This is a genomic window from Vulcanisaeta sp. JCM 16161 (genome assembly GCF_001316285.1).
In genome coordinates, this window is the sequence record NZ_BBDO01000003.1 from 231,327 (window position 1) to 252,431 (window position 21,105).

At 50.0% G+C, this 21,105-nt stretch carries 34 protein-coding genes and 4 pseudogenes; 15 read left to right on the top strand and 23 right to left on the bottom strand.

All coding sequences use genetic code 11. The features are described 5' to 3' along the window. Window positions 1-2: 2 nt before the first annotated feature. Window positions 3-215, bottom strand: a complete 213-nt coding sequence (locus JCM16161_RS15705; protein WP_243669515.1) for a hypothetical protein — start codon at window positions 213-215, stop codon at window positions 3-5. Window positions 216-271: 56 nt separating this feature from the next. Between JCM16161_RS15705 and JCM16161_RS05285 the strand changes: the two genes are divergently transcribed. The 3 genes and pseudogenes from JCM16161_RS05285 to JCM16161_RS05295 all read left to right on the top strand — a co-directional run bounded on the left by JCM16161_RS05285 (window position 272) and on the right by JCM16161_RS05295 (window position 2,385). After that, complete coding sequence (locus JCM16161_RS05285) at window positions 272-463, top strand: hypothetical protein (RefSeq protein WP_054855207.1); 192 nt, start codon at window positions 272-274, stop codon at window positions 461-463. 320 nt (window positions 464-783) lie between these two features. Further along, the gene (locus tag JCM16161_RS05290; protein WP_054855208.1) at window positions 784-1,059 is read left to right on the top strand and encodes a hypothetical protein; all 276 of its coding nucleotides are present in this window, start codon (window positions 784-786) and stop codon (window positions 1,057-1,059) included. Window positions 1,060-1,185: 126 nt separating this feature from the next. Beyond that, window positions 1,186-2,385, top strand: a pseudogene (locus JCM16161_RS05295) (cation:proton antiporter). Here the strand turns inward: JCM16161_RS05295 and JCM16161_RS05300 are convergent. The 13 genes and pseudogenes from JCM16161_RS05300 to JCM16161_RS15760 form a co-directional block, all read right to left on the bottom strand. Beyond that, window positions 2,368-3,757, bottom strand: a pseudogene (locus JCM16161_RS05300) (CoA-binding protein). The pseudogenes JCM16161_RS05295 and JCM16161_RS05300 sit on opposite strands and share 18 nt — an antisense overlap. 26 nt (window positions 3,758-3,783) lie before the next feature. After that, the gene (locus tag JCM16161_RS05305; RefSeq protein WP_054855209.1) at window positions 3,784-4,644 is read right to left on the bottom strand and encodes a hypothetical protein; all 861 of its coding nucleotides are present in this window, start codon (window positions 4,642-4,644) and stop codon (window positions 3,784-3,786) included. Window positions 4,645-4,689: 45 nt separating this feature from the next. Beyond that, entirely contained in the window at window positions 4,690-5,496 is an 807-nt protein-coding gene (locus JCM16161_RS15710) for an AAA family ATPase (protein ID WP_243669517.1), read from the bottom strand. Next, window positions 5,493-5,735 carry a hypothetical protein gene (locus JCM16161_RS15715; protein WP_243669519.1) on the bottom strand — a complete coding sequence of 81 codons (243 nt, stop codon included), beginning with the start codon at window positions 5,733-5,735 and terminating at the stop codon, window positions 5,493-5,495. Before JCM16161_RS15715 ends, JCM16161_RS15710 begins: the two co-directional genes overlap by 4 nt. After that, window positions 5,732-6,586, bottom strand: coding sequence for a hypothetical protein (locus JCM16161_RS15720; protein ID WP_243669521.1), 855 nt, complete (start codon window positions 6,584-6,586; stop codon window positions 5,732-5,734). Before JCM16161_RS15720 ends, JCM16161_RS15715 begins: the two co-directional genes overlap by 4 nt. A gap of 25 nt (window positions 6,587-6,611) precedes the next feature. After that, window positions 6,612-7,115: an SMC family ATPase gene (locus JCM16161_RS15725; RefSeq protein WP_243669523.1), complete on the bottom strand. Its 504-nt coding sequence runs from the start codon at window positions 7,113-7,115 to the stop codon at window positions 6,612-6,614. A gap of 4 nt (window positions 7,116-7,119) precedes the next feature. Continuing rightward, window positions 7,120-7,536, bottom strand: a complete 417-nt coding sequence (locus tag JCM16161_RS15730) for a hypothetical protein (RefSeq protein WP_243669525.1) — start codon at window positions 7,534-7,536, stop codon at window positions 7,120-7,122. Then, entirely contained in the window at window positions 7,533-7,832 is a 300-nt protein-coding gene (locus JCM16161_RS15735) for a hypothetical protein (protein ID WP_243669527.1), read from the bottom strand. Before JCM16161_RS15735 ends, JCM16161_RS15730 begins: the two co-directional genes overlap by 4 nt. 65 nt (window positions 7,833-7,897) lie before the next feature. Continuing rightward, on the bottom strand, window positions 7,898-8,335 hold the full coding sequence (locus JCM16161_RS15740) for a DNA repair exonuclease (RefSeq protein ID WP_243669529.1): 438 nt from the start codon (window positions 8,333-8,335) through the stop codon (window positions 7,898-7,900). 1 nt (window position 8,336) lies between these two features. Next, window positions 8,337-9,416, bottom strand: coding sequence for a hypothetical protein (locus JCM16161_RS15745; protein WP_243669530.1), 1,080 nt, complete (start codon window positions 9,414-9,416; stop codon window positions 8,337-8,339). Beyond that, complete coding sequence (locus JCM16161_RS15750) at window positions 9,413-9,778, bottom strand: ATP-binding protein (RefSeq protein ID WP_243669596.1); 366 nt, start codon at window positions 9,776-9,778, stop codon at window positions 9,413-9,415. The genes JCM16161_RS15745 and JCM16161_RS15750 overlap by 4 nt, the downstream gene beginning before the upstream one ends. Before the next feature lie 5 nt (window positions 9,779-9,783). Next, window positions 9,784-10,092 (bottom strand): hypothetical protein, encoded by a 309-nt coding sequence (locus tag JCM16161_RS15755; RefSeq protein ID WP_243669532.1) that lies wholly within the window; start codon window positions 10,090-10,092, stop codon window positions 9,784-9,786. Next, window positions 10,047-10,256, bottom strand: a complete 210-nt coding sequence (locus tag JCM16161_RS15760) for a hypothetical protein (RefSeq protein ID WP_243669534.1) — start codon at window positions 10,254-10,256, stop codon at window positions 10,047-10,049. The genes JCM16161_RS15755 and JCM16161_RS15760 overlap by 46 nt, the downstream gene beginning before the upstream one ends. A 109-nt stretch (window positions 10,257-10,365) precedes the next feature. Between JCM16161_RS15760 and JCM16161_RS15765 the strand changes: the two genes are divergently transcribed. From JCM16161_RS15765 to JCM16161_RS05350, 9 genes and pseudogenes are all read left to right on the top strand, one after another. Continuing rightward, window positions 10,366-10,899: a pyridoxal-phosphate dependent enzyme gene (locus JCM16161_RS15765; protein WP_243669536.1), complete on the top strand. Its 534-nt coding sequence runs from the start codon at window positions 10,366-10,368 to the stop codon at window positions 10,897-10,899. A gap of 38 nt (window positions 10,900-10,937) precedes the next feature. Continuing rightward, window positions 10,938-11,234 (top strand): hypothetical protein, encoded by a 297-nt coding sequence (locus tag JCM16161_RS15770; protein WP_243669538.1) that lies wholly within the window; start codon window positions 10,938-10,940, stop codon window positions 11,232-11,234. After that, on the top strand, window positions 11,204-11,506 hold the full coding sequence (locus JCM16161_RS15775; protein ID WP_243669540.1) for a hypothetical protein: 303 nt from the start codon (window positions 11,204-11,206) through the stop codon (window positions 11,504-11,506). The genes JCM16161_RS15770 and JCM16161_RS15775 overlap by 31 nt, the downstream gene beginning before the upstream one ends. 98 nt (window positions 11,507-11,604) lie before the next feature. After that, on the top strand, window positions 11,605-11,967 hold the full coding sequence (locus JCM16161_RS15780) for an Rrf2 family transcriptional regulator (protein WP_243669542.1): 363 nt from the start codon (window positions 11,605-11,607) through the stop codon (window positions 11,965-11,967). Next, complete coding sequence (locus JCM16161_RS15785; RefSeq protein WP_243669544.1) at window positions 11,921-12,496, top strand: CBS domain-containing protein; 576 nt, start codon at window positions 11,921-11,923, stop codon at window positions 12,494-12,496. The genes JCM16161_RS15780 and JCM16161_RS15785 overlap by 47 nt, the downstream gene beginning before the upstream one ends. A 10-nt stretch (window positions 12,497-12,506) precedes the next feature. Next, window positions 12,507-12,815, top strand: coding sequence for a hypothetical protein (locus JCM16161_RS05335; protein ID WP_054855210.1), 309 nt, complete (start codon window positions 12,507-12,509; stop codon window positions 12,813-12,815). 12 nt (window positions 12,816-12,827) lie between these two features. Then, complete coding sequence (locus tag JCM16161_RS15790; protein ID WP_243669546.1) at window positions 12,828-13,016, top strand: hypothetical protein; 189 nt, start codon at window positions 12,828-12,830, stop codon at window positions 13,014-13,016. Between the two features lie 248 nt (window positions 13,017-13,264). Further along, window positions 13,265-13,818 (top strand): annotated as a pseudogene (gene endA / locus JCM16161_RS05345) (tRNA-intron lyase). A gap of 100 nt (window positions 13,819-13,918) precedes the next feature. Then, window positions 13,919-14,422 (top strand): DUF996 domain-containing protein, encoded by a 504-nt coding sequence (locus JCM16161_RS05350; protein WP_054855211.1) that lies wholly within the window; start codon window positions 13,919-13,921, stop codon window positions 14,420-14,422. Here JCM16161_RS05350 and JCM16161_RS15795 read toward each other — a convergent pair. The 3 genes and pseudogenes from JCM16161_RS15795 to JCM16161_RS15805 form a co-directional block, all read right to left on the bottom strand. Continuing rightward, window positions 14,419-14,751, bottom strand: a complete 333-nt coding sequence (locus JCM16161_RS15795) for a hypothetical protein (protein ID WP_243669548.1) — start codon at window positions 14,749-14,751, stop codon at window positions 14,419-14,421. The genes JCM16161_RS05350 and JCM16161_RS15795 overlap by 4 nt on opposite strands. Before the next feature lie 5 nt (window positions 14,752-14,756). Beyond that, entirely contained in the window at window positions 14,757-14,909 is a 153-nt protein-coding gene (locus tag JCM16161_RS15800; RefSeq protein ID WP_243669550.1) for a hypothetical protein, read from the bottom strand. Between the two features lie 94 nt (window positions 14,910-15,003). Beyond that, window positions 15,004-16,103 (bottom strand): annotated as a pseudogene (locus JCM16161_RS15805) (thermopsin). 567 nt (window positions 16,104-16,670) lie between these two features. Between JCM16161_RS15805 and JCM16161_RS05360 the strand changes: the two are divergent. From JCM16161_RS05360 to JCM16161_RS15815, 3 genes are all read left to right on the top strand, one after another. Then, a complete protein-coding gene (locus tag JCM16161_RS05360) occupies window positions 16,671-17,813 on the top strand; it encodes an MFS transporter (RefSeq protein ID WP_054855212.1) in 1,143 nt (380 codons plus the stop codon). Window positions 17,814-17,844: 31 nt separating this feature from the next. Next, the gene (locus JCM16161_RS15810) at window positions 17,845-18,210 is read left to right on the top strand and encodes a hypothetical protein (RefSeq protein ID WP_243669552.1); all 366 of its coding nucleotides are present in this window, start codon (window positions 17,845-17,847) and stop codon (window positions 18,208-18,210) included. 93 nt (window positions 18,211-18,303) lie between these two features. Then, the gene (locus JCM16161_RS15815) at window positions 18,304-18,678 is read left to right on the top strand and encodes a DMT family transporter (protein WP_243669554.1); all 375 of its coding nucleotides are present in this window, start codon (window positions 18,304-18,306) and stop codon (window positions 18,676-18,678) included. Between the two features lie 3 nt (window positions 18,679-18,681). On the opposite strand, the gene JCM16161_RS15820 is transcribed toward JCM16161_RS15815, so the two are convergent. The 6 genes from JCM16161_RS15820 to JCM16161_RS05380 form a co-directional block, all read right to left on the bottom strand. Beyond that, the gene (locus tag JCM16161_RS15820; RefSeq protein ID WP_243669556.1) at window positions 18,682-18,879 is read right to left on the bottom strand and encodes a DUF1634 domain-containing protein; all 198 of its coding nucleotides are present in this window, start codon (window positions 18,877-18,879) and stop codon (window positions 18,682-18,684) included. 79 nt (window positions 18,880-18,958) lie between these two features. Then, window positions 18,959-19,117, bottom strand: a complete 159-nt coding sequence (locus JCM16161_RS15825; RefSeq protein ID WP_243669558.1) for a DUF1634 domain-containing protein — start codon at window positions 19,115-19,117, stop codon at window positions 18,959-18,961. Next, window positions 19,110-19,499 (bottom strand): sulfite exporter TauE/SafE family protein, encoded by a 390-nt coding sequence (locus tag JCM16161_RS15830; RefSeq protein ID WP_243669560.1) that lies wholly within the window; start codon window positions 19,497-19,499, stop codon window positions 19,110-19,112. The genes JCM16161_RS15825 and JCM16161_RS15830 overlap by 8 nt, the downstream gene beginning before the upstream one ends. Window positions 19,500-19,501: 2 nt before the next feature. Beyond that, complete coding sequence (locus tag JCM16161_RS15835) at window positions 19,502-20,116, bottom strand: sulfite exporter TauE/SafE family protein (protein WP_243669562.1); 615 nt, start codon at window positions 20,114-20,116, stop codon at window positions 19,502-19,504. Window positions 20,117-20,284: 168 nt separating this feature from the next. Next, window positions 20,285-20,458 (bottom strand): hypothetical protein, encoded by a 174-nt coding sequence (locus JCM16161_RS15840; protein WP_243669564.1) that lies wholly within the window; start codon window positions 20,456-20,458, stop codon window positions 20,285-20,287. Between the two features lie 58 nt (window positions 20,459-20,516). Next, on the bottom strand, window positions 20,517-20,993 hold the full coding sequence (locus JCM16161_RS05380) for an amidohydrolase family protein (protein WP_054855213.1): 477 nt from the start codon (window positions 20,991-20,993) through the stop codon (window positions 20,517-20,519). Window positions 20,994-21,105: the final 112 nt, after the last annotated feature.

Genomic DNA, 21,105 nt, shown 5'->3' on the forward strand with positions numbered 1-21,105 from the left:
TATTAACCAAGGCCTCTCAATGCGTGTACGTACATTAGTGAGCCGCCGAGCCCCACTGGCTCGGGTTGCTCATAACCAACCAGTAGGTTTAGGAATACGTATGTGGTTAACCTAAGCATTAGGTAGAAGGTTAGTGCCGAGGTACCTGCGGCCAGCCCAATCAGTGCGCCAAGTATGAGCCACTTAACGGCGTAGGGCTGCTTGGCTACGTCCATAAACGTGCATGGAGATTACGAAAACCCTTAAAAGCTTTATCCATTAGAGCAAACCCATGGCGCAGTTTATGACTGCGTTGTTGGCAATCGCCTACCTAATTGCGTCCTCCATCGTTGCCTACATATTGCTCAATCGATTTACATGGCGTGGTAGGGCCTCGTGGGTCCTAATGGGTGTTGGCTTCATGATCCTCGCACTAACACTGCAGGTAATTTTTCAGGAGATGCCGCTTCTCATGATATCCTAACCCACATTAGGGAGATTGTGATTGGGGTGCGGCATCAATCACAGACTTAGTCCTGGGGCTCGTTAAGTCGAGTATTTACTCCATGGCAATATACATGGGCTTGATGGCGGGGATATTCCAGGAAACCTTTAGGTACTTGGCAATTAGGAATCGTGAACCCAAGTCAGCCCCATACATTAGCTATGCTTCGCCCTTATTGACGTGGCATTCGCAGTAATGGGCGTGGTATTGCCATTGTTAATACCCACACCAGTAAATCCCGCATTAATTACGCCGCATTAACACCCATCATAAGCCTGGTCTGCCTTGCCATCCAGCCCGTGGTCTCCTTCCTATTCCACCCAGGCTCGTCAATGCTCCTTAAGGCCTATCAAACCGTTAATAGGGGGTTGAGGGGCCTAATACTCATGATCCTAGCTCACGCATACATGGACTCATTTACCTGGTACATGGACAATGCCATCGCCCTCAGACTCATTAATCCGTCATTAATAATGCCCCTATCCACGGCCTACTTCACCTCCGTGGTCCTGCTATCGGCATTCATCTTCATCACCGGCTTTAAAGCGTTAAATAATGCCGAGTGCCATGATTAATGGGCCCTTGCTCATTACGTGAATTACATAACCCATCAATGCACCTTTATGGGTGGTTATTGTTTTCTGTTTTTCACTAAGGGGACCGCCGATATTGTTTATTAAGAGTGAAAAGTACTCACGCGGATGCCCACTGGGGAGGTTATTTTCCTCACGCTACTTGAGGTGAGCACCCTAGTGCTACTGGCCGACCTAGTGGGTGGTGTACTCGTTAGGTATGGCTTCCCAAGGGTTGTGGCTGAGCTCCTTATCGGGCTTACCCTAAGCCCATACGCCCTGGGCTCCTTACTAAACGCGGTACTCCACATGGAGTTGTTCACGATTAATGACTACCTACTATTCCTCACAAACCTCTCGGTGATACTGCTATTGTTCGCCTCAGGCCTTGAGCACGGCCTATCGACCCTCAGGGAGGGCGGTATATATGGCGCATTGGCCGCAGTATTCGGCGCCATAATCCCCTACGCCCTGGTATACTGGGTCTTGGTGAGTATGGGTTTGCCGTTTACGGAGTCCTCAATTATTGCCCTATCAACGGCACCCACGAGCCTAGCCGTCGTTGCCGGGATCATAGAGCGCGAGGGCTTGGCTGGGCTACCCAGCACTAAGGTTTTAATTACGGCCGCCTCCATAGACGATGTTGTCGCCCTAATACTCCTATCCATGGTGATCGCCACGGTAAGCACGGGTGGCTTTACCTACGGCTCGTTAATCACGGCCGTAAAGATCGTGACCCTCTGGGTCCTGGTATTCCTACTCTCCGTATTGTTCATACCGAGGATACTAAACAGTTGGTGAGGAGACCATCGTGTACGCATCCTTAGTGGTTCTCTTCGGCATTGTCCTCATAATGACCACCCTGGGCTTCTCCGAGGTCATTGCAGCCTTCATAGCCGGTGTAGCCGTTGCCGAAAGCAGGTTCTCGCAGAGGGTTAGGGAGACGGTGAATGTGCTACTGGCGATATTCGGCTCCATATTCTTCATAGCCATGGGCCTCCAGCTAAACTTCAAGTATATACTTAACATTGAGGTCTTGGTAATGGCCCTCGCGACCTCCGTTGCGGCCATCGTGGGTAAGGTCATTGGCATATACCATTCGCCTACCTGAGGCTTCGTAGTGGCCGTGAATCAATAATCGTTAGTTATGGCATGATACCGAGGGGTGAGATGGGGCTTGTGATTGCATCCATTGGATTAAGCAGTGGGTTGATTACCATGGGCGATTTCGGCGTTATAATACTCATGGTGTTGATAACCACGGTAATAGGCGCCGTAGTCTATAGGCGGGAGGCCTGCAGGTTTAGGTTATCAGCGAGGGCGCGCTAAACCCCTAATCACTGCATACTCATAGAGAGCCCTCAATGCATTTGCCGCGGTCTCCAGCCTATCATAGGTAGCACACCGCCCTCCTCAAGCCTCGCCTTAAAGGCTTGGCATCCTCATTAGCGCTAATCCCAAAGACAACTATTGGCTTATCAAACCTCCTCGCCTCTATTATGTAATCCGCGAGCTTAGGAGTCATGCCCGGCAACTGCATTTGGCTAGTACTAACGCCATGTCTACGTAGCTCGTTGGTAGTACCGTGTCCAGCACGAACTTGTACATGGCATCCGTGGCACTGCCAGTTAAGTCAATCGGGTTAGCCGTACTCGCGAAGGGCGGCAGCGACTTGGAGAGGGTGTCACGAATTTCCTGCGGAAGTTCAGGGACCACTAACCCAACGGACTCCACATTATCAACGGCCTGAACACCCGCCCCACCACTATCCGTGATTATCAATACCCTGTTGTCCCTGGGCAGCGGCTGTGTAGCCAGGGCCTTGGCGACCTCCAGCGCATCCATTAGGTTATTAACCTCTATGGCACCTGCCTGCCTTAGCATTGCGTGGTATATTTCGTAATTACCCGCCAGGCCGCCGTGTGGGACTTAACCGCCCTGCCGGAGGACTTGGACCTGCCCGCCTTATAAACAACCACCGGTTTAGTCCTGGTAACCCTCCTCATCACCTCAAGAAGTCTCCTTCCCTCTCCTGGGTATTTCAACCCCTCAATATACATAACGATAACCCTCACATTATCATTGCCCGCCAAGGCCTCGAGCAACTCCACCTCATTAATGTCGAGTTTGTTTCCGTAGTTTACGGCTAGTCCAACGCCAATATTCCTCCTGGCCGCCCAATCAAGTATTGCCGCAGCAACCGCGCCACTTTGGCTTATGAGGGCTATTGGTCCCGCCACAGGCCTCTCCATCCTTCCCTGCGGTATGAAGAATGTGTCAAGGCCATTAAACGCATTATAAACACCAATACAATTAGGCCCGAGTATCCTAACCCTACCCTGCGACGCATTCCTAACCTCACCCTCGAGTCTTGCCCCATCTTCACCAACCTCACTAAAACCACCACTAATTATTATGGCTACCTTGACGCCTTAGCCACGCACTCATTGATTATTTTGGGTACCGTGGACGCCGGCGTAACTATTACGGCTAGGTCGACCTCACCCGGTACCTCAAGCACGGACCTATAGACCCTGTGGCCCATCAATTCTGTGTAGCTTGGGTTAACTAGGTAGACCCTGCCTCGGAACTTGGTGAGTAGGTTCCTGGTTATTACACCGCCGACGCTACCCTCCCTAGCCGTGGCGCCTATTATGGCTATTGACCTGGGGTTGAATAGGTAATTAAGGCCCTCACTCACGGCCTTACTAATGAGGACTGGGCTTATTACGTATTACTCATTTGCATTGGCGCTATATATACGGGGAACCAGTCCTCCCTCCTAATCACTATGGTGTTGTAGGTGTAGACGTACCTCATGGCCATGCTTAGGTAGAGTAGTGATGGTAATGATGTGGTTGGTGTCGCATTGCAGTAGTACCAAACGCCCAGCGGCCTCAGTGTGCCGTTTATTGAGGATATGTTCATTGCGAAGTACGTGGGCCCGCTCGGCAATACCGGTATTGGCTCACTAACGTTGCACTTAACCTCACCAACCACCTGCCCAAGTGAGATGAGGTTGAAGCCCGTTATGTTTGTGCTTCCCATCGGGGCCATTTGGAATATGTAAACCCTGAGGATTGGCCTGGATAGGTTCGTTATCAGTGGCACTGCGTATATGACGCCTGAGTCCTGGGTCGTTAGTTGAAACACGCCCTTCTTAACCACGCCGTAGACCACCGCCGTGGCGTTTAGGCCATAGGCAAACCCGGACCTTGTCAGGTTGGCGAGGTTTCCAGGGTAGCCGGTTACGCTTAGCCCTGGGGCTATGATAACGGTATTATTCAGCCCCTGGTAAATCATTAGTATGAAGTATGAGCCGCTGGGTATCTCGCCGCTTATGGTTATGTTCGTCCCAGTCCTCGGTATGTAGATGCTTAGTTCCGTTATTGGGAAGTTGAAGTTATTCACGCCCATTACCACGAGTAGGTTACTCCCGAAGCCCAGGTAGGCGTTTGCTGTTAGGTTTAGGTAGCCGGTTACTGTGGTTAGTGGTGATGGTATTGAGAGTATTAGGGAGAGGGATGCTATGAATCCCACGAGTATTATCAAGCCACCAAGGGCGTAGGCCGGTATCCCCCTAGCCATAGCCTCGGGTTAATGGCTTAGTTCCAATATAAAATTGCTTCTTCATCATGAGTTTGCGAACATGGACTCACCCCTCTCATTAACAAAGCCAACCCTTATCACGTTGTCGGCTATCGTCTCCAGGGCATCAACATGGGACGTTATTATGACGGTCCTAACACCATTACTGAGGCTCCTAATCCAGTCACCAACCCTACGCCTATGCTCCTCATCGAGGTGCTCGGTTGGTTCATCAAGTATTAATATTGGTATTACGCCCATTACGACCCTGGCAATCGCATACCTAAGCATTAGGGAGACTAAGTTCCTCTCGCCGATCGACAGAGCCTCAATGGGTAGTGAGACCCCGTCATTCCTCCTCACCATCACCTCGTAATCCTCATTAACCTCCATGGATGCGTATGAGGCCTTATGCATCAATTCCTTCATCATCACATTCAACTCCTCATTAACAGAGTCAAGGAATATCCTCCTAACCACGGGCTTAACATCATCAAGGACCTGCTGAAGCCTACTGAGCATGTCAGAGGCGCCAACATACCTATTCAACTCACCCCTAACCCTACCCAACTCCGATTCCCTACCCGTTAACTCGCCCCTCAACTTCTCAATCCTATCCCTAAGTGCGTTAACCCTACCCCTCAACTCCCCAACCTCCCTCATCAACGAGTCCCTCCTCACACTCAACTCCTTAATCCTAGCCCTAACACCCTCAAGCTCCCTAATCCTCCCCTCCAACTCCCTAAGCCTACCCTCAATGCCCAACCTCTCACTACGTATACTCAACAACCTAGACTCATAATCCCTAACCCTCCTCTCAAGCTCATCAGCGCTTGCCAACTTACCCCTCAACTCGGCGACTCAACCTTAGCCCTACCCAACTCCTCAAGCTCCCTATTCAACCTACCTAACTCACCCTCAACACCCTCCAACTCCCTCCTCAGTGATTCCTCATCATAACTGCCAATTCTCGATAACTCCTCGACCAATGAATCCCTCCTGCTACGTAATTCCTCAAGAGACGCCCTAATAACGCCCTCCTTACCCAACTCACCCTCAATACCCCTCAACTCACCCTCCAACCTACTCAACTCCTCGGCTTCACCGCTAAGCTACCCAACCTACTCACTAACTCCTCCCTCCTCCTCATCAACTCCCTCAACCTAACCTCCCTACTGGCCACTAGCTCCTGCGCCAAGTCCCTACTCAATGGCCTACCACACAATGGGCACCTCTCCACAGAACCGCCCTTTAGAAGGCTCAGTTCCATCTCCACATGCTCAATCTCCGCGTTGATCCTAGCCAGCTCCTCCCTAGCATTGTTAATCTCTACGTCTATTGATGCCTTCCTAGCCAGTTCCCTCCTCAACTCCTCTGCCTTTGCCTTAAGTCCACTAATTCTATCCAGTTCATCATTCAACTCCTTAATACTCTCATCAATACTCTCCAACTCCCTCCTAATCTCCTCAACCCTCCTCCTATAGTTCTGGGCGAGCGCCAGCCTCGCCTTAACATCATCCCTCCTCCTCATCAATTCCTCAAGCCTGCTCCTCAACTCACCCTCCCTTGAGACCACGGACTCGAGCTCAACGACCCTAGCCCTCAATTGGCTCAGTTGGTTTAGGGATTCTTTCAATGTATTTAACTCATTCATGACCCTACCCTCCTCCTCACTAAGCATGGTCAGTCTCTGTCTCAACTCCGCATACTCACCCTCAAGCCCCTCCAACTCCTCCTCACTACTCATTAACCTACTCAACTCCTCCTCAACAGCCCTAAGCTCCCCCTCCCTCTCGCTCAAGACCCTCTCCGCGTTGGAAACCTCGCCCTCCAACCTACTTACTTCCTCCTTCCTACTCCTCAACTCCCGCTCAAGGACCTCGAGCCTACCCCTAAGCCCCTCGGTAATACTAGACACGGACCTAAGCCCCTCCCTAACCACGTCCTGCCTAGCCCTCTCAATGGCATCAAGCTAAGCAGGTATCCAGCTTAAACTCACCCCTCCTACCACTCCTTAGTATCTCCCTAATCTCCCCCTGCCTGACGTAGAGTAGTTCCGAGAATGTCTCAAGGTCTATGCCCGTCGTCCTAACCACGAACTGCGTGACCTCCCTATCCCTAGCCGCAACCCTCTTACCACCCTCATCAAGGACGTAGGTCTGCGACTCAAGGGTCTTCTCGGTGCTAAACGCCCTCTGTACCAGGTATCTGCGCCCATCGATACCTATGTACTCTAGGCGAATAATGGCGCTGGATGCGCCGCGCCTAACCAAGTCACTAAGCCTATACCTACCCCTAACCCATTCTGAGCCGTACAGCGCCATCGCTATTGCCTCCAGTATGCTCGTCTTCCCTGAGCCATTAGGCCCATGTATGAAGTTAATGCCCTCGGTGATTACGGCCCTACCCCTAATTATTGACCTGAAGTTCTCGATCTCGATCCTAGTTATCATTTCTGGGCACCTAGCCAATCAACTATCGACTTACTACCCTGAGTGGTACTCCGACCAGGTTCTCTAGGGTCTTTAGGGCACCCTCCTCATCATCGGCCCTAACCCTCTCGATTATGTCCATAACCACACTCACCAACTCATCATTACCCAGCTTCGACCTTAGGGCCTGCCTAATTATTTCATTAATACCACCAAAAACCCTAATAGACCTCTCACCCTCGCCAACCTGCCTCTCGAGACTGAGCCTGATGTCTACCCAGGCCCTCGTGAAGAGTTTCCTAAGTTCAATGGCGTTGAAGTCCCTGGTCGAGTAACCACTGGCTACCTTACCCTCGATCTCCAGGATAACCAACGAACCCCTCTGATCCATGTTACTGGCTATGTACGACACATCACTCCTAACGACGCTGGGCCTGGCCTCATCATACTTAACCCTCACCCTGACAAGCCTCCTGGAAACCCCAAGCCTAATATCGCTGACTTTAACGCCATTACCACCAACATCAAGTAGTAGGAAGCCCTTTGGTCCGTGTCCTTAACCTTCCTCAACTTCCCATCTACATACTCATAAATCTCGAACTCCCTGGCATCCCAAACCTCGAGCGAGCCTGGGTAAACCGCGTTAATCCTCGGGTGCTTAAGCCCATGCTCATGTATGTGACCAACCGCGAAGTACTCAATACCCAACTGGGCCAGTGGCTTTTCATTAACCATGAACACGTCGACATTGGGCATTGGGTATATGTACGGCGCGCCCTCAATGTATTGGTGAATAACCGCTATGTTAATGCCACCACCCCTCAGGCATTTAATGAGTTAATCAGCTTGCTCTGCATGTCCGTATACACCGTACCAACACCAATCAACCTAACGCCGCCTAAATCAACGTAGCCATTATCGAGGTACTGAATCAACCCCATCTGGTGAAGCACAGCCAATGGGTTCTCGACGGGGTTTATGACCGATGAGTCGTGATTACCCCTAATGGCTATGACCCTGATACCCGCCTCCCTAAGTCTCGTCAATCCCCTAATCGCCGTTATGTAAATGCTCGGTGACGGTCTCTGGGTGTCGAAGAAGTCCCCACTAATGATCACGGTATCCAACCCCCTCTCCTCCCTGAGCTGTATGAGCCTATCAACGGCGTTCAGGAATGCCCTGTTATAATCCTCGAGCCTCTCCTCTAACCCGTACTGACGGTGACCGAGGTGTATATCGGCTAATTGCGCAATTAGCATTCTAACCAACCCTCAGTAACCCATCCTTAATTGCTTTTGCTGTCAGGGCTATTACGTGTGGGCATGGCTCATAAGATGCACCACATACCTCACAACTCCAGGAGTTCTCGCCGAGCCTAACCTCAACGTGGGCATCACCGACCCTACCGCTGAGGATGCCTGTATCCATGCCCACACCATCCACTTCATTAATCAACGGGACCGCCTCAATCATTCTCCTCGCACTAACCCTGGTGCTAAGGACCCTCTCAACCTTCTTCCTCAACTCCTCAATGTTTAAGTCAACCTGTGCACCCCACGCCTTGCTTAGGTCTATGTCAGAGCCTCCGTAATCAAGTACCCTATCCCTGAGCCTAATCACGAGTGGCAATGGCGTTATTGGGCCGACCACTATACCCTCACCAACATCAAGCATTGGTATTAGGCGACCGAGCTCCTCATTAAGCACCTCGCTGGCGCTGAGTACGGCCATTACGTCCCTCTGATTAACGAGCCTTAGTATTATCTGACTATTACATTGGCTTAGCACGTCCGGGTCGATCTTTGACGGCCTCTGGGTTATTACGACTAGGTAAACGCCGAACTTACGCCCCTCACCGGCAATCCTCGAGATGACCCCCAGGCTAAGTGTTGACTTGACGGTCCTGGGCTGAGCAAACCTATGGGCCTCCTCAAGAATGACAACCACTGGGAATGGGTACTTAATACCTGGTAGGTTCCTCACGTGGTTAACCCTAGCCCTAAACACCCTACTCAGTATGTGGTAAACCACGTGGTCCTGAACCTCATCACTCAGCCCGGCCAGGTTGACAATGGTTACGGAGCCAGGCCTTAGGACCTTATTGAGTGGTAGTGACCAGTACGTGTAAAGCCCAAGCCTCTTAAGTCTCCTTAAGTAAACCCTGGTGCTCACGAGCAGTGCCTTCTTCGTCTTACTATCTATTAGGTCCTCAAGCTCCTTCAGCACCTTCTCCGCCTTCCTCCTACCCTCATCACTAAGCGTTACATTAAGCTTCCTCAGTACCCTGTCAATACCCGTGTTAGCGCCGTGATCCAGGACCTCATTAATAACCTTGATCATTGAGTCCAGGTACCCAACTGCTTGGCGCCGCCGTACTTAACGATTATCCTGACCAGGGTATGGACCAGGTAAATGACGTACCTAATCTTGGAGGCGCCCCTCGGTACACCGGCCACATCAGCCAAAATCTCCGGTTGAACCTTCATCGTGTTTATTTTATACCTCAAATCACCTGTACCTACCTCGGACGCCGTTATCACGGTGACCTTATCGAGGAATTGAGGGCCGAGTCTCGAGATGCTGTTCTTTATGTGTACGTACTCGCCGTGTGGGTCTATGACGAGTATCGTGGCGCCCTTCTTCAGTAATTCCTCAATGAGTATTACTGAGGACCAGGTCTTCCCAGAGCCCGTGGATGCTATTATGGCTAGGTGCTCCTGAGGCCGTTCATGTCTATGCAGTAGGGTACGTTGGACCTGAGGGAGAGCCTACCAATGCATAGGGCCCTCTTTGGGTCAACTCTCACGAACTCGCTCACCATGCTAGTATCAGCCAGGTAAACCGGCGTGCCCACGGCTGGGGTTGTCCTTGGCATGTATATCTTGTCGCCGTACTTATAGCCGAGCACCATAACCCTGGCCTGCACAACCTCGACAATGCTGTCCCTGGGCATGTCGTCTAGGACGTCGGCTACGTAACCATCAACCCCAACCCTATAGGCTCTCGTCTTATCCATAGTACCTGGCCGAGCACGTTCACGTTAACCTCCTTATCATCGACGTAGTCCCTCATGGGTATGTACACGTAGTCATAACGATTAACACCGCTGTTTCTCTTTATCGACACTATGTACACCAATGGGCTCTCCACATTGACAATGAAGCCAACCTCATTAGCCATGCCTGGCAGGAAACTCTCGAATCACTGGGTATTTAACATGATGCTGACAGGCGTTATGCAGAGCAGGACAAAACTTTTACCCTATTTAACTAATTAATTAAGTTGGGTAATGCCCGTTAATGTGAGGTTCAGGTGCCTTAGATGCGGTTACTCGGGACCCAGTGATGGCCCACTATGCCCCAGGTGCGGCTTCCCATTAATAACGGAGCCAAGGGGTGTTTTGAGGATTGATAGGGAGAAGCCGAGCATCCTTAGGTACGCGTCGGCGCTGAATTATGGCAATAGGGTTGTGACTCTCGGCGAGGGCTTCACGAGGATTAGGAGGGTTAATGGCATACTCATTAAGGATGAGTCCAGGAACCCCACTGGGTCATTCATGGATAGGGGCTCATCAGTACTAGTTAGTAATGCAGAGGATGAGGTCAGGGTTTTGTTCGAGGAGGACTTCACACTGTCGATAGCGACATACGCAAATGCGGCTGGTGTTAATGTTAGGGTTTACGTGAACCCAGACGAAGTTGGTGCCTATACCGAGCTCCTTAGGTTATCAACAATGGGTAATGTAATTATTGAATTTAGTGGCGGCAGTAGTATTACCACGGCATATGGCGAGCGCTATTCCTCGACGGCATTAAGACAATAGCCTACGAGCTCTATGAGCAGGTCGGTGAGGTTGAGGGTGTGGTACTGCCCATGGAGAGGGGTTACCTGGCCCTGGCGGTTTATGAGGGTTTCAGGGAATTACGTGAGTGGGGCTTTATTGGTGACCTACCGAGGCTCGTTCTCGTTAGGCATAGGGCTGGCCGAATGACCGACATCAGTAATTGGCTTATTGAGGTTGCCGGGGCTAGTGTCGTCAGTGTTGGTGATGAGGAGACCATAAGGTCGATGATTGAGTTGGCTAGGAGTGGCATGTATGTTAAGCCGTGTCCGCCATGGCCTATGCCGTGGCATCGACCTTGGGTAGGGATTATGTAGTCGTTATAACGGGTACGGGGATTAAGGAGTACAGGGTTGGTAGGGAGCTTGGTGGCTTGACTAAACTCCAGGAGGCCGTACTCGGGGTTTTGGAGGGCTCTAGGCCGTTGACGGCCTATGAGGTTTGGGAGAGACTGGGCGGCGCGGCAACGATTCAGGGCGTTTATAAGGCGTTGAATTCGCTCGTTAGGCGGGGCCTGGTGGTCTTTGGTTATGAGATTCGCGGTAATAGGAAGGTTAGGGTTTATCGTTCATTATCGAATTATAAATAATTAAGGATAATTATTAATAATGGATTAACAAGCCCGTGGATTCTACGGTGAATAAAAATTATAAATATATTTTATTAAATATAACCGGGGTGATTGGCATGATGATTGAGAAGTTGCCGTCGACGTATGCTTCAATACTCAATGCGCTTGTTGAGTTGTACATGATGTCTAAGAAGCCCGTTAAGTCTAGGGATATTGCTGAGAAGCTCGGTATTAATGAGGGTACTGTTAGGAATTCCATGGTCGCCCTGAGGGCCATGGGCTACATAGAGTCTAAGACCGGGCCCTACGGTGGTTATGTACCCACGCAGAAGGCCCTTGAGTATGTCAAGATGCCCGCGAACACGGTCTTCGCCCTGGACATAGCGCCAATATCAATTAATAAGTTGCCCACGAACCTATACGTGACGGGTATTGAACTCCTCGACGTCATTAACCCATTCAGTAACAGGGCTTGTTAGGGTTATTGGTGATATGAAGAACATCAGGATTGGCGATAATGTTAGGATTGGGCCTACGGCGAATAGTAGGGTTATAATTGAGGGCGTGATTACTGAGAAGAATGAGGGGTTGAGGGAATTGGTCGTTGCCATTAATAAGTTGATAGCCATACCAAAGGTTAAGGTTGAGACTTTAATGAGTAGGAACGTAATAACCATAAAGCATGACTCACCACTTAAGGAAGCTGCCAGGGTATTCGCCGAGAGGAAGATTAGGGCCCTCCCAGTCATTGATGGTGAGGGTAAGATAGTTGGTTTAATAACGACCAGCGAAATAGCCAGGGCTTACTACGAGGGCAACCTAAACGCCAGGGTTGAGGATTACGTGAGGAGGGATGTGCCTACGATTGATAAGGAGGCGGACATATACGACGCGATGAGGCTTATGACGGTTAACAAGATTGGTAGGTTGATAGTGGTTAGTGGTGGTAAGCCCGTGGGCATAATAACCAGGACCGACATCCTTCAATACCTCGCATCACTCGAGTGAGGACTTAAAAATGCGGTACCAACCGTTAAGCATTAAGCCAACACACCTCTGCGAAATTTGTGAGGAGAGGCCCGCGGTTATTAGGTGCCGTATCTGCGGTAGGTACGTGTGCATTGACGACTTCGATTACTCAATGAACGTGTGCAGGGCCTGCTCGGCAACCCTGTGCCAGGTATGCCACTCAAGGCTTGCAGTTGGGCATTGCGCCAGGTGTGGTAGGCTGGTTTGTAGGAGGGATAGTGTTAGGGTTGGGCTTAGTAGGTACTGCGTTGATTGCGCCAGGGAGTTGGGCTTGATTAATGAGGTTAAGAATAAATAAGAGGTTCACGCATTGGTTAGGTTGATGAGCGAGAATAAGCCGGGTGAGGGTAAGCCTGCGAGGAAGCTCTTGATACCAAGCTTCCTAACGCCAAGCGGAATTAAGCCGGAGGAGAAGAGGGAGAGGCGTGAGAGGAGGTTGAGGATTAGGCGTAGGACGGATGTTGATGAGGGTAAGGCCAAGATGAACCTGAGACCATGAAGGAGTTAGAGATTAGGGATAGGGTTGAGGTGGTGCTTGTTGGTGGTGGTTCCAGGGAAAGGAAGTACGTGTTCGCTGTAATACCCAGCGAGGACGTGCCTAGGAACGAGGTTTGGTGCAATGAGGAGGAGATGAGGAGGCTGGGCGTTGCGGATAATAGCATCGCAACCGTCAGAGCCCGAGGGAGTGAGAGGCAGCGATCATGTTTATGGGGTTTGGTTTTTAATAACTGTGGTGCATCCAATGGCGTGTTCAGGGGTTACCTAATAGGCGGTGCGGTGGTTGTTACGGACATTACCGAGGCCAGGAGACTTTATTCAATGGGCTTCTTCGGGAAGTTCGTTAATGAGGACAAGGTTAAACTCAGCGAGGTTAACAACGTCAACTCACCACTCCAGTTATCCATCATAGAGGCCCTATACCTGGTGGATAAGGGTATCCTGGAGGTCCTTGATAATGATGGTAATAGGCTAACGAGGGATGACCTAGTTAGGGTTGGGAGAAGTACCGTGAATAACTTCGACCAGGTATACACCATCTATAGGGAGTTGAGGGATGGAGCTTTGTTGTCAAGAGCGGGCTTAAGTTTGGCTCATTATTCGCGGTTTACGAGAGGGGGCCAGGCATTGACCACGCACCAGTCCTGCTACACTTTATCGAGCCTAGGAGGGCCGTGAGTGCCCTGGACATTACGAGGGCGGCGAGACTTAGCCACAGCGTGAATAAGAGGTTTGTCCTGGCAACGCAGAGTGAGGCTGATGGTAAGATTCACTACATAGCCTTTGAATGGTGGAGAGCCTAGTAATTTTCTTGTTTATTCCCCAGTGTTTATTGATTACTTTTGTATATTCAATGATATACTTATTAAGTCTTAATTAAGTAATGCGTTGATTAGCGAATTAATGGGCTCTCAGGAGGATGTTAGGTCCGCAGGTACTCTTGGCCTCGTCGGCTCGATACTCATGTTAATACCCTACGTGAGCATAATAGGCGACATACTAGTGCTAATAGCGCTGAATAAGTTGTCCAGGGCCTATGGGAATAACGCGATTTGGAATAACGCCCTCTACGCGTTAATAACTGCGATAGTCGGTGGTGTAGTACTGGCGTTCATACTGGCGGGTACTGCTTACCTATCGCTCATTTACATGGGTCCAGGCGCGCTGAGTAAGGCGGGTGTGGCCATGGCATTCTTCGTGGCCTTCTACATAATCATATTAATAAGTGGTTTCTTCCTGAGGAATGCCTATAATGAATTGAGTAGGTCAAGCGGCGTGAGTGATTTTGGGAGTGCGGCTAGGTGGTACTGGCTTGGTGCATTACTAACGATAATAATCGTCGGGTTAATACTCTACATAGTTGCCGATATATACGCAATACTCGGCTATAGTAAGTTGAGGGGTTAGCGCCGCCGTATTAACCGCATAACCGCCAATGCGGCAATTAGGATTATGGCGGTTACAAGCGCAATTCCGTAGTAACCAATTACGGGGGCCTCAATCATGCAACCCGTGCCAATTGGTATTAGTAATTCCTGGGTCACTCCATAGGCGTTCGTCACACCAATCAATTCCTGACCACCGCACTTAATAACGACTTGGGTGAAGGGCTCGGGCAGGCCCAGGGCGTCTCTAACGTTGAATTCCCTGTACTCGGCATTGAGCACTGCTGTGCCGTTCACACCGCTTATTATCAACGGGGTCCTCAACTCATAGGTGATTCCATTAATGCTCACGTTGGTTACCCCCTCACCATACCTAACCCACCCCAGGTATGTCGTGCCGACGTAAGCCCCATTAATGTGTATAGGGTTAACGAGGTGTTGTACTCCCTGATCCAATTAATGGTTACGGTCACGGGCATGTCCATGAGCAGTACCAGCGTATTACTCACAATAGTGTAGTGCGTCGCGTTTGTGGTGAAGCCGGCGAATACAAGCCTTGTCTCGTTGCCTAGGTAAACAATTGTTTAGGTACAGTAATATTGACTATACTATCCCATTATACCAGCCGCTCATGTTCGTGAGTTGGTTTGACGCGTCGACTATGCTTAACCTGTAATATTTAGTCCATAGGTAATTAACTACGTATGATTGATTCATCACCAGCATTAACTCCGTGAAATTGACGTACTCATTATTAATAAGTAGACCGGCTAACCTAAGTAGCGTGTTATTCCCTAGGTAAACATCCCGTGGGGTCGTTACGAACACCCTAGAATTAACGGGTAATGGCAACTCAATGGAGGTTATGCTTTGATTATTGAGTAGGTAGTCATTGAGTATTAGGAATGCCAGGTAATCAGCATTGGTTAAGGGGCCAACATACTCACTACCAATTGTTACACCCACGGTACCTGGTGATATGGCGTAGGCCCTGGCGTTAACCACGGTCTCACCCGTGTCACTACCCATGCTCCAGGCACTCGGCACTGGCAATAAACCACCACCGGGCCCCCTATAGTAAAGTGATAGGACAGCATTTAGTTCATTAGCCCTCACCATCGCGCCACACCCCGGGCCTCCAATCACGAACTCAGCATCAATTAGGTAACCCAGTGGTGAGTATTCGGAGCCATTCACGACTAGGTATGGGCCCATGATGGGGTCATTAGGAACGTAACATTATCAACAAGCGCATTAATGCCACCCATAGAGTAGCCAATGAGTACCTGGGGGTAGCCATTAACGGTCCTATTCGTAGTAATCGTTAGGTTAACCGCCAGGGGCATTTCGTAGGGCGTCCAGTTACCCATGAATGCGTAGACCTCGTTATTCACCACCGAGCCATGCCCAATAATGAGCAGTGGATTCATAGTCAAGTTCGTACTACTCATATTCCATACATTCACTAACGGGGCCATCAAATCGTAGGTGGGGTTGATAATTAGGACGTTTTGAACCCAGTAATACTGGGTTTGGTTGTTAATTGTCATCTCGAGCACGGCATTTAACTGCAGGGAGAACGAGCCAGGCGGTAGTGAGGAGCAGTTGGTTAGCGGCTGGAAACTGGCGCTCAATATCCTGGCCTCACCAAGGAATTCACTTGTTGTGTATGAGTACGGTATATAACCGACCTGCGAAGGCATTAATCCATAATCAACAACGCCAATTGGCGCATTCACAATTGGTGTTGGGTAGCCGTGCGTCGTCACGAGCATTACCTGGGCTATTAATGAACCATTATTAATAACGACGATGTAGTACTCACCACCGGGTAACTCGATTGTTGCATTGAGTGCCTGCCCATAGTACGCAAATAATGGTTTAACAGTGGCCCCGGTTTTTAATTCGCTGAGCCCCTGGCTACTCAGTACCAGTGTTAATACGTTCGTATTAGACGCTAGATAAAGCCCCAATGGACCAGGGCCATAGATGCTGACCGAGTAATACGTGCCTGGGGCTATGGTCATTATGTAGGTTCCGGAGCCGATCACGTGGTTGTAGATAACTGCGTAATTGATAGGGTATGTATAGACCCCGTAATTATTGATTAATGGGTTGACCTGCTGATACGCGGTACTATTGGGCATTGCCACGAGTATTGCCAGTAATATCAATGGGTTAAACACAGTGTGGCTAATCAATTTAGTGCCTTAAAAGGATGATTAATCAAGCGAAATAATTTATTAGGGCAAGTAAAATGGCATGCCCAAATGGAATTAAGCAATAAACTTGCATTGATAGGCGCCATACGAGCGCTGGGCGGTTCGTTATTGTGGTCGTTCACGGGATTCGCCCTATACCAATACTACAAACTACCCCTCACCCTGGTCTCGCTATTCTACATAGCCCAAGCCGTGGTTAGTTCCATAGCATTCATGGTGGGTGGTTACCTGGCAGACTTTATAGGAAGAGTACGGACTATGGCCGTGTCGTCCGTAGTATCGTCAATTGCCCTAATAATTGCTTACATAATCAATAAACCCCTTATCGTGGTCGTCATGGTGCTCATACAATCCTTCTTTAACAACGCCTACGGAGTGGCTAACACATCAATCGTTGGGGACTACGCAAGAGAATTCACGTCGTTAGTGAAGTACTTCAGTAGGCTTAGGGTGGGAATTAACGCTGGTTGGGCCGTTGGACCCGCCATCGGCGGCTTACTATATGAGGTCTACGGCTTCAGACTCCTAATGCTTCTGGGATCATTAATTCCATTGGCTGCACTACCGTTATTAATGACTCTGCCCGAGCCCGGTTATACCATTGAGGCTGGATTGACGTTCCACGTAAATAGGGCGTTCGCACTATTTTTAATACCGTCCTTCCTAACATTCCTCGTAATGGGGCAATTAGGCTTCCCATTGCTCACTTATTATAATGCACATGATGACCTAACTACATTTCAGGTTGGCCTTTTATACATGGAGAATGGTTTGCTGGTTGTCTTCCTTCAGGACCTAATTGGTAGGTACTTGAGGAGGCCAGGCTTAATCTCGATGGGTATGCTTCTTTACGGCATTAGTTACTTGGCTGTGGCCTTTGTACCAAGCTTTCCATGGGCTGTTGTGGACATGTTCTTCATAACTATGGCCGAGATGGTCGTGTCACCACTGTCGCAGAGTATAGCCAATGCCTTGGCCGACCCAAAGACCAGGGGTAGGTACATGGGTCTCTACAGTCTCGTGACTGGCCTTGGCAGGACGATGGCCTCATCAATCTCAAGCATACTAATGCCACTAGCCCTAGAGCAGCCCCTAATACTTTGGGGTTTCGTTTTTGCGATTGCCTTATCTTCGTCGGCCCTGTACACGGCATTTGTCAGGGATGTGGCCATAGTATCCAGGAGAGCGTAATACTCATTAATTGCCCTAGGTCATGCACCGTGTGGGTGGGCGGTTGAGGTTATGGCCTGGCGCTTACATAATTGGTGCCGCCGCACTGTGGTCAACAATAGGTGTCGCTGGCGTGTACAGTGCCAACCCAATAATGCTGGCCCTGTTTAGGTCCGTGGTCGCAACAATAGCGGCGCTACCGGTGAGTAGGTCGTTAAGTAGGTCATCAATAATAGCGGGCATAGCGCTGGGTGGGTTATTCGCAGCCTACCCAATAGCTGCCGTACTGGCTGGTGTGGGATTAGCGGCCTTCCTACTCTACACGGCTCCGCTGTGGACGACACTCATAGCGTTAGTCCTCGGTGAGAGGCCGAGCCTAGGGGCGTGTTTGGCGTTTCGCTGGTCATACTTGCGATAGTGCTCATCGGCATTCAGACGGTTAGGGGTTTTGTGAATCCCTGGCGTTGCCCTGGGCATAATTTCCGGTATTTCTTACGGCTCATACATAGCGGTGGCTAGGTACTACGCGAAGGGTGGTAGTGAGGTTGAGGTTTCCTGGGGCGCAATACCCTACACATTGATAGTCACGGCGCCCACAGCTATCGTATACTCGGTCATTACGAATTCCTGGAGACCAATAATTAGGCCGGCCCTATGGGGTGTCTACCTGGGCGTAGTGGCCACTGTAATACCCTATAGGCTCTTTGCAATGGGTGTGTCTAGGATAAGGGCTTCGACGGCCTCGGTCATAGCCACCGTGGAGCCTGTGCTGGCCGCCATATGGGGCTTCCTACTCTTTAGGCAGGTGCCCACGGCATTAACGCTGGTGGCCTACGCCCTAATAATAGTGGCATCGATAATAGTGTCCTTTGAGGAAAGCCAATAAGTCTCATTGTGAGGATGGGCAAAGTAGTTTGAGCAGTTGCATGTTGGCGTGTAGGTGCATTATCGATGGTAGCACGAATATCGCGAGCATCAGGTTCATGAAGACCACGGTGGTTATGAATACGTAAAGCCAATCCCTCTCCATGGCGAAGGAGGCGATGCCGAGGGCGACCCTGAGCACTGGCGTTGCTATTAATACCATGAGCCGAGTATTATGAACGAGAGTGGGTCCAGGTTAGGTAGTCTTGACAGGGCGTATGCCGGCGGTATTACCGTGGTGTTTATTGGAGATGTTGGCTCATGACAAGGGCCTCACTACACCCAAGGGCCTCGCCCTTAACATGGAATAAGGCGATACCAATTAGTATTAGGGCTATGCTTATTATCACGCCGTACCTAAGGGTTAAACCGATCACGTAGTCCATGTCCCACTTAGGCATTCCCATCACCCCTGACCGCGGTCCTCCTCTCATTCCTAGCCATCAACACGCCATAGCGGTAGTAGAGTATCGTCATTACTATTGCGGTGAAGATAATACTCAATATGTACTGGGTCGCCACGGCTATCGTTATTATGTGATCCAGGTAGAGACCCTTCAATAGCATCTCCATGCCGAGGAAGGCAAGTATTGCGAGGAAGACCCACCTAACCTGCTTATTCGTTATCCTCACCAGTATCTTCGTACCGGACATAGCCCCTATCAAGACGCCTATCGCGGTCACGGCAGCCAGCATGGGTTGTATATAGCCGAAGTACCAGTACAGGGCACTGCCCGTGGCGGCGGTTACCCCTATCATGAAGTTGCTTGTTGTTGTGCTCACCTTCATGGGTAGTTCATGGCCCAGTCCATCCCAAGAACCTTCAGTGCTCCACTACCAATACCCAACAAACCACTAATGAAGCCGGCAAAGAACATTATTAACTCGCCGAGCCACCAACGAACACCCCAGTACCTAACCTCCATTTTTAGGGCATCGTCATAGTAACTACCGTAGAGCTTAAAGACCCTGGTGGTCCAGTCGGGCTTCCTTGGGTCGGGTATTTCGTACTTACCCCTCTGGGCCGTTGGTATTATTGAGGTCAATATGACTATGCCGAACACCACGTAGACGATCCACGCCAAGTTGTGGGCATATATGTAGGCCGCGGTTAGTGAGCCAACTATCGAGCCTGTGGTCGTGGCTATCTCGAGGCCCATACCAATCCTGACATTGGTTATTTTATCCCTAATGTATGCGCTGGCGGCGCCGCTCGATGTGGCTATTGTGGATATTAGCGATGCCCCGGCGGCATAGGCTATTGGTATTCCGAGGAATAGCGTTAGTAGTGGTACCAGTACCGTACCGCCGCCCAGCCCTGTCAGTGAGCCGAGCAGCCCGGCTACTATGCTAAATATGAGCAGCTCTATATAATGCTCTATTATTTTGAGCAGTACCATGGCTATCTGTGCTGGTTAAAATGACCCTTAAAAAAAACTAACTAGTTCCGTGGGACTTATTGTGCATTCTACGTACGTTATTAGGGAATTTTCAAATTTAAGACATTAATTAAGCTCATTCTTTATAAACCTCTATATTCGTATTATTTTACCTAAGTAAAATGAGATTCACCGAACAATATTATTCAATTTTTCATGAATCTCGGGAATTACGTCGTACAACTTCTCAATCAATTCCCCCTCATCAACACCAATCAACTTGCCATCCCTAACCACAAACCCACCACCGACCAGGACATCATTAATGCTATGCCCATTTAATATTGATATTACGGATTCCACAGGGTCGTATATGGGCAGTGCCCTAACATCATCGAGCCTAAGCGTTATTAAGTCGGCTTTAAAGCCTCGTTAATACGCCCACGCTATCCCCAACTAAAAGCCCACCCCAACCGGTGAGTGCCCTGAGCATTGTGATGGAGTTGAAGGAGGACTTATCATAGGTCATGCTGACGGTTAACGCCTTGCCCACGGCCCTGGCAACCTTAACCTCGTGCAAAAGGTCTAGGCCTGTGAATGCACCACCATCACTGCCAAAACCAAATAGCGTGTCATTAAACATTGGTAGCCAATGCTGACCCATTATTAGGGAGTCGACCGTTGGGCACCAGGCAATGCCCAAACCCCTATCCCTAACGATGGCCCTCTCCCTACTCGACAGGTAAACCGCGTGTGCAATGACCGTGGGCCTAATCAACGTTAAGCCCAGCCTATCAAAGACCTCAAGGGGTCTGGCGCCGTACTTAGCGAGTGTGTGGTCAACCTCACCCTGGTACTCACCCAAGTGGTAGGTTATGCCCAAGCCCCTACCTAGCAAAGGTCCTTAAGCCTAAGGAGTAAGTCCTCGGTAACCATCATTATCTGCCTAATTGAACACCAAACCCTAACCCTATCACTAACCTCAGGCAGTAACTCCTCAACCTACGCAC

Excerpts from the sequence above, each read along its gene's own strand:
- JCM16161_RS15760 (WP_243669534.1), bottom strand. The coding sequence starts at position 10,256 with ATGGCTAATGAGGTTGGCTTCATTGTCAATGTGGAGAGCCCATTGGTG.
- JCM16161_RS15740 (WP_243669529.1), bottom strand. The coding sequence starts at position 8,335 with ATGCTAATTGCGCAATTAGCCGATATACACCTCGGTCACCGTCAGTAC.
- JCM16161_RS05360 (WP_054855212.1), top strand. The coding sequence starts at position 16,671 with ATGGAATTAAGCAATAAACTTGCATTGATAGGCGCCATACGAGCGCTG.
- JCM16161_RS15735 (WP_243669527.1), bottom strand. The coding sequence starts at position 7,832 with ATGCCCAATGTCGACGTGTTCATGGTTAATGAAAAGCCACTGGCCCAG.
- JCM16161_RS15820 (WP_243669556.1), bottom strand. The coding sequence starts at position 18,879 with ATGGTATTAATAGCAACGCCAGTGCTCAGGGTCGCCCTCGGCATCGCC.
- JCM16161_RS15745 (WP_243669530.1), bottom strand. The coding sequence starts at position 9,416 with ATGATCAAGGTTATTAATGAGGTCCTGGATCACGGCGCTAACACGGGT.
- JCM16161_RS15705 (WP_243669515.1), bottom strand. The coding sequence starts at position 215 with ATGGACGTAGCCAAGCAGCCCTACGCCGTTAAGTGGCTCATACTTGGC.
- JCM16161_RS15765 (WP_243669536.1), top strand. The coding sequence starts at position 10,366 with ATGCCCGTTAATGTGAGGTTCAGGTGCCTTAGATGCGGTTACTCGGGA.
- JCM16161_RS05305 (WP_054855209.1), bottom strand. The coding sequence starts at position 4,644 with ATGGCTAGGGGGATACCGGCCTACGCCCTTGGTGGCTTGATAATACTC.
- JCM16161_RS05350 (WP_054855211.1), top strand. The coding sequence starts at position 13,919 with ATGGGCTCTCAGGAGGATGTTAGGTCCGCAGGTACTCTTGGCCTCGTC.
- JCM16161_RS15825 (WP_243669558.1), bottom strand. The coding sequence starts at position 19,117 with ATGCCTAAGTGGGACATGGACTACGTGATCGGTTTAACCCTTAGGTAC.
- JCM16161_RS05335 (WP_054855210.1), top strand. The coding sequence starts at position 12,507 with ATGCGGTACCAACCGTTAAGCATTAAGCCAACACACCTCTGCGAAATT.
- JCM16161_RS05285 (WP_054855207.1), top strand. The coding sequence starts at position 272 with ATGGCGCAGTTTATGACTGCGTTGTTGGCAATCGCCTACCTAATTGCG.
- JCM16161_RS15755 (WP_243669532.1), bottom strand. The coding sequence starts at position 10,092 with ATGGATAAGACGAGAGCCTATAGGGTTGGGGTTGATGGTTACGTAGCC.
- JCM16161_RS15835 (WP_243669562.1), bottom strand. The coding sequence starts at position 20,116 with ATGGTACTGCTCAAAATAATAGAGCATTATATAGAGCTGCTCATATTT.
- JCM16161_RS15780 (WP_243669542.1), top strand. The coding sequence starts at position 11,605 with ATGATGATTGAGAAGTTGCCGTCGACGTATGCTTCAATACTCAATGCG.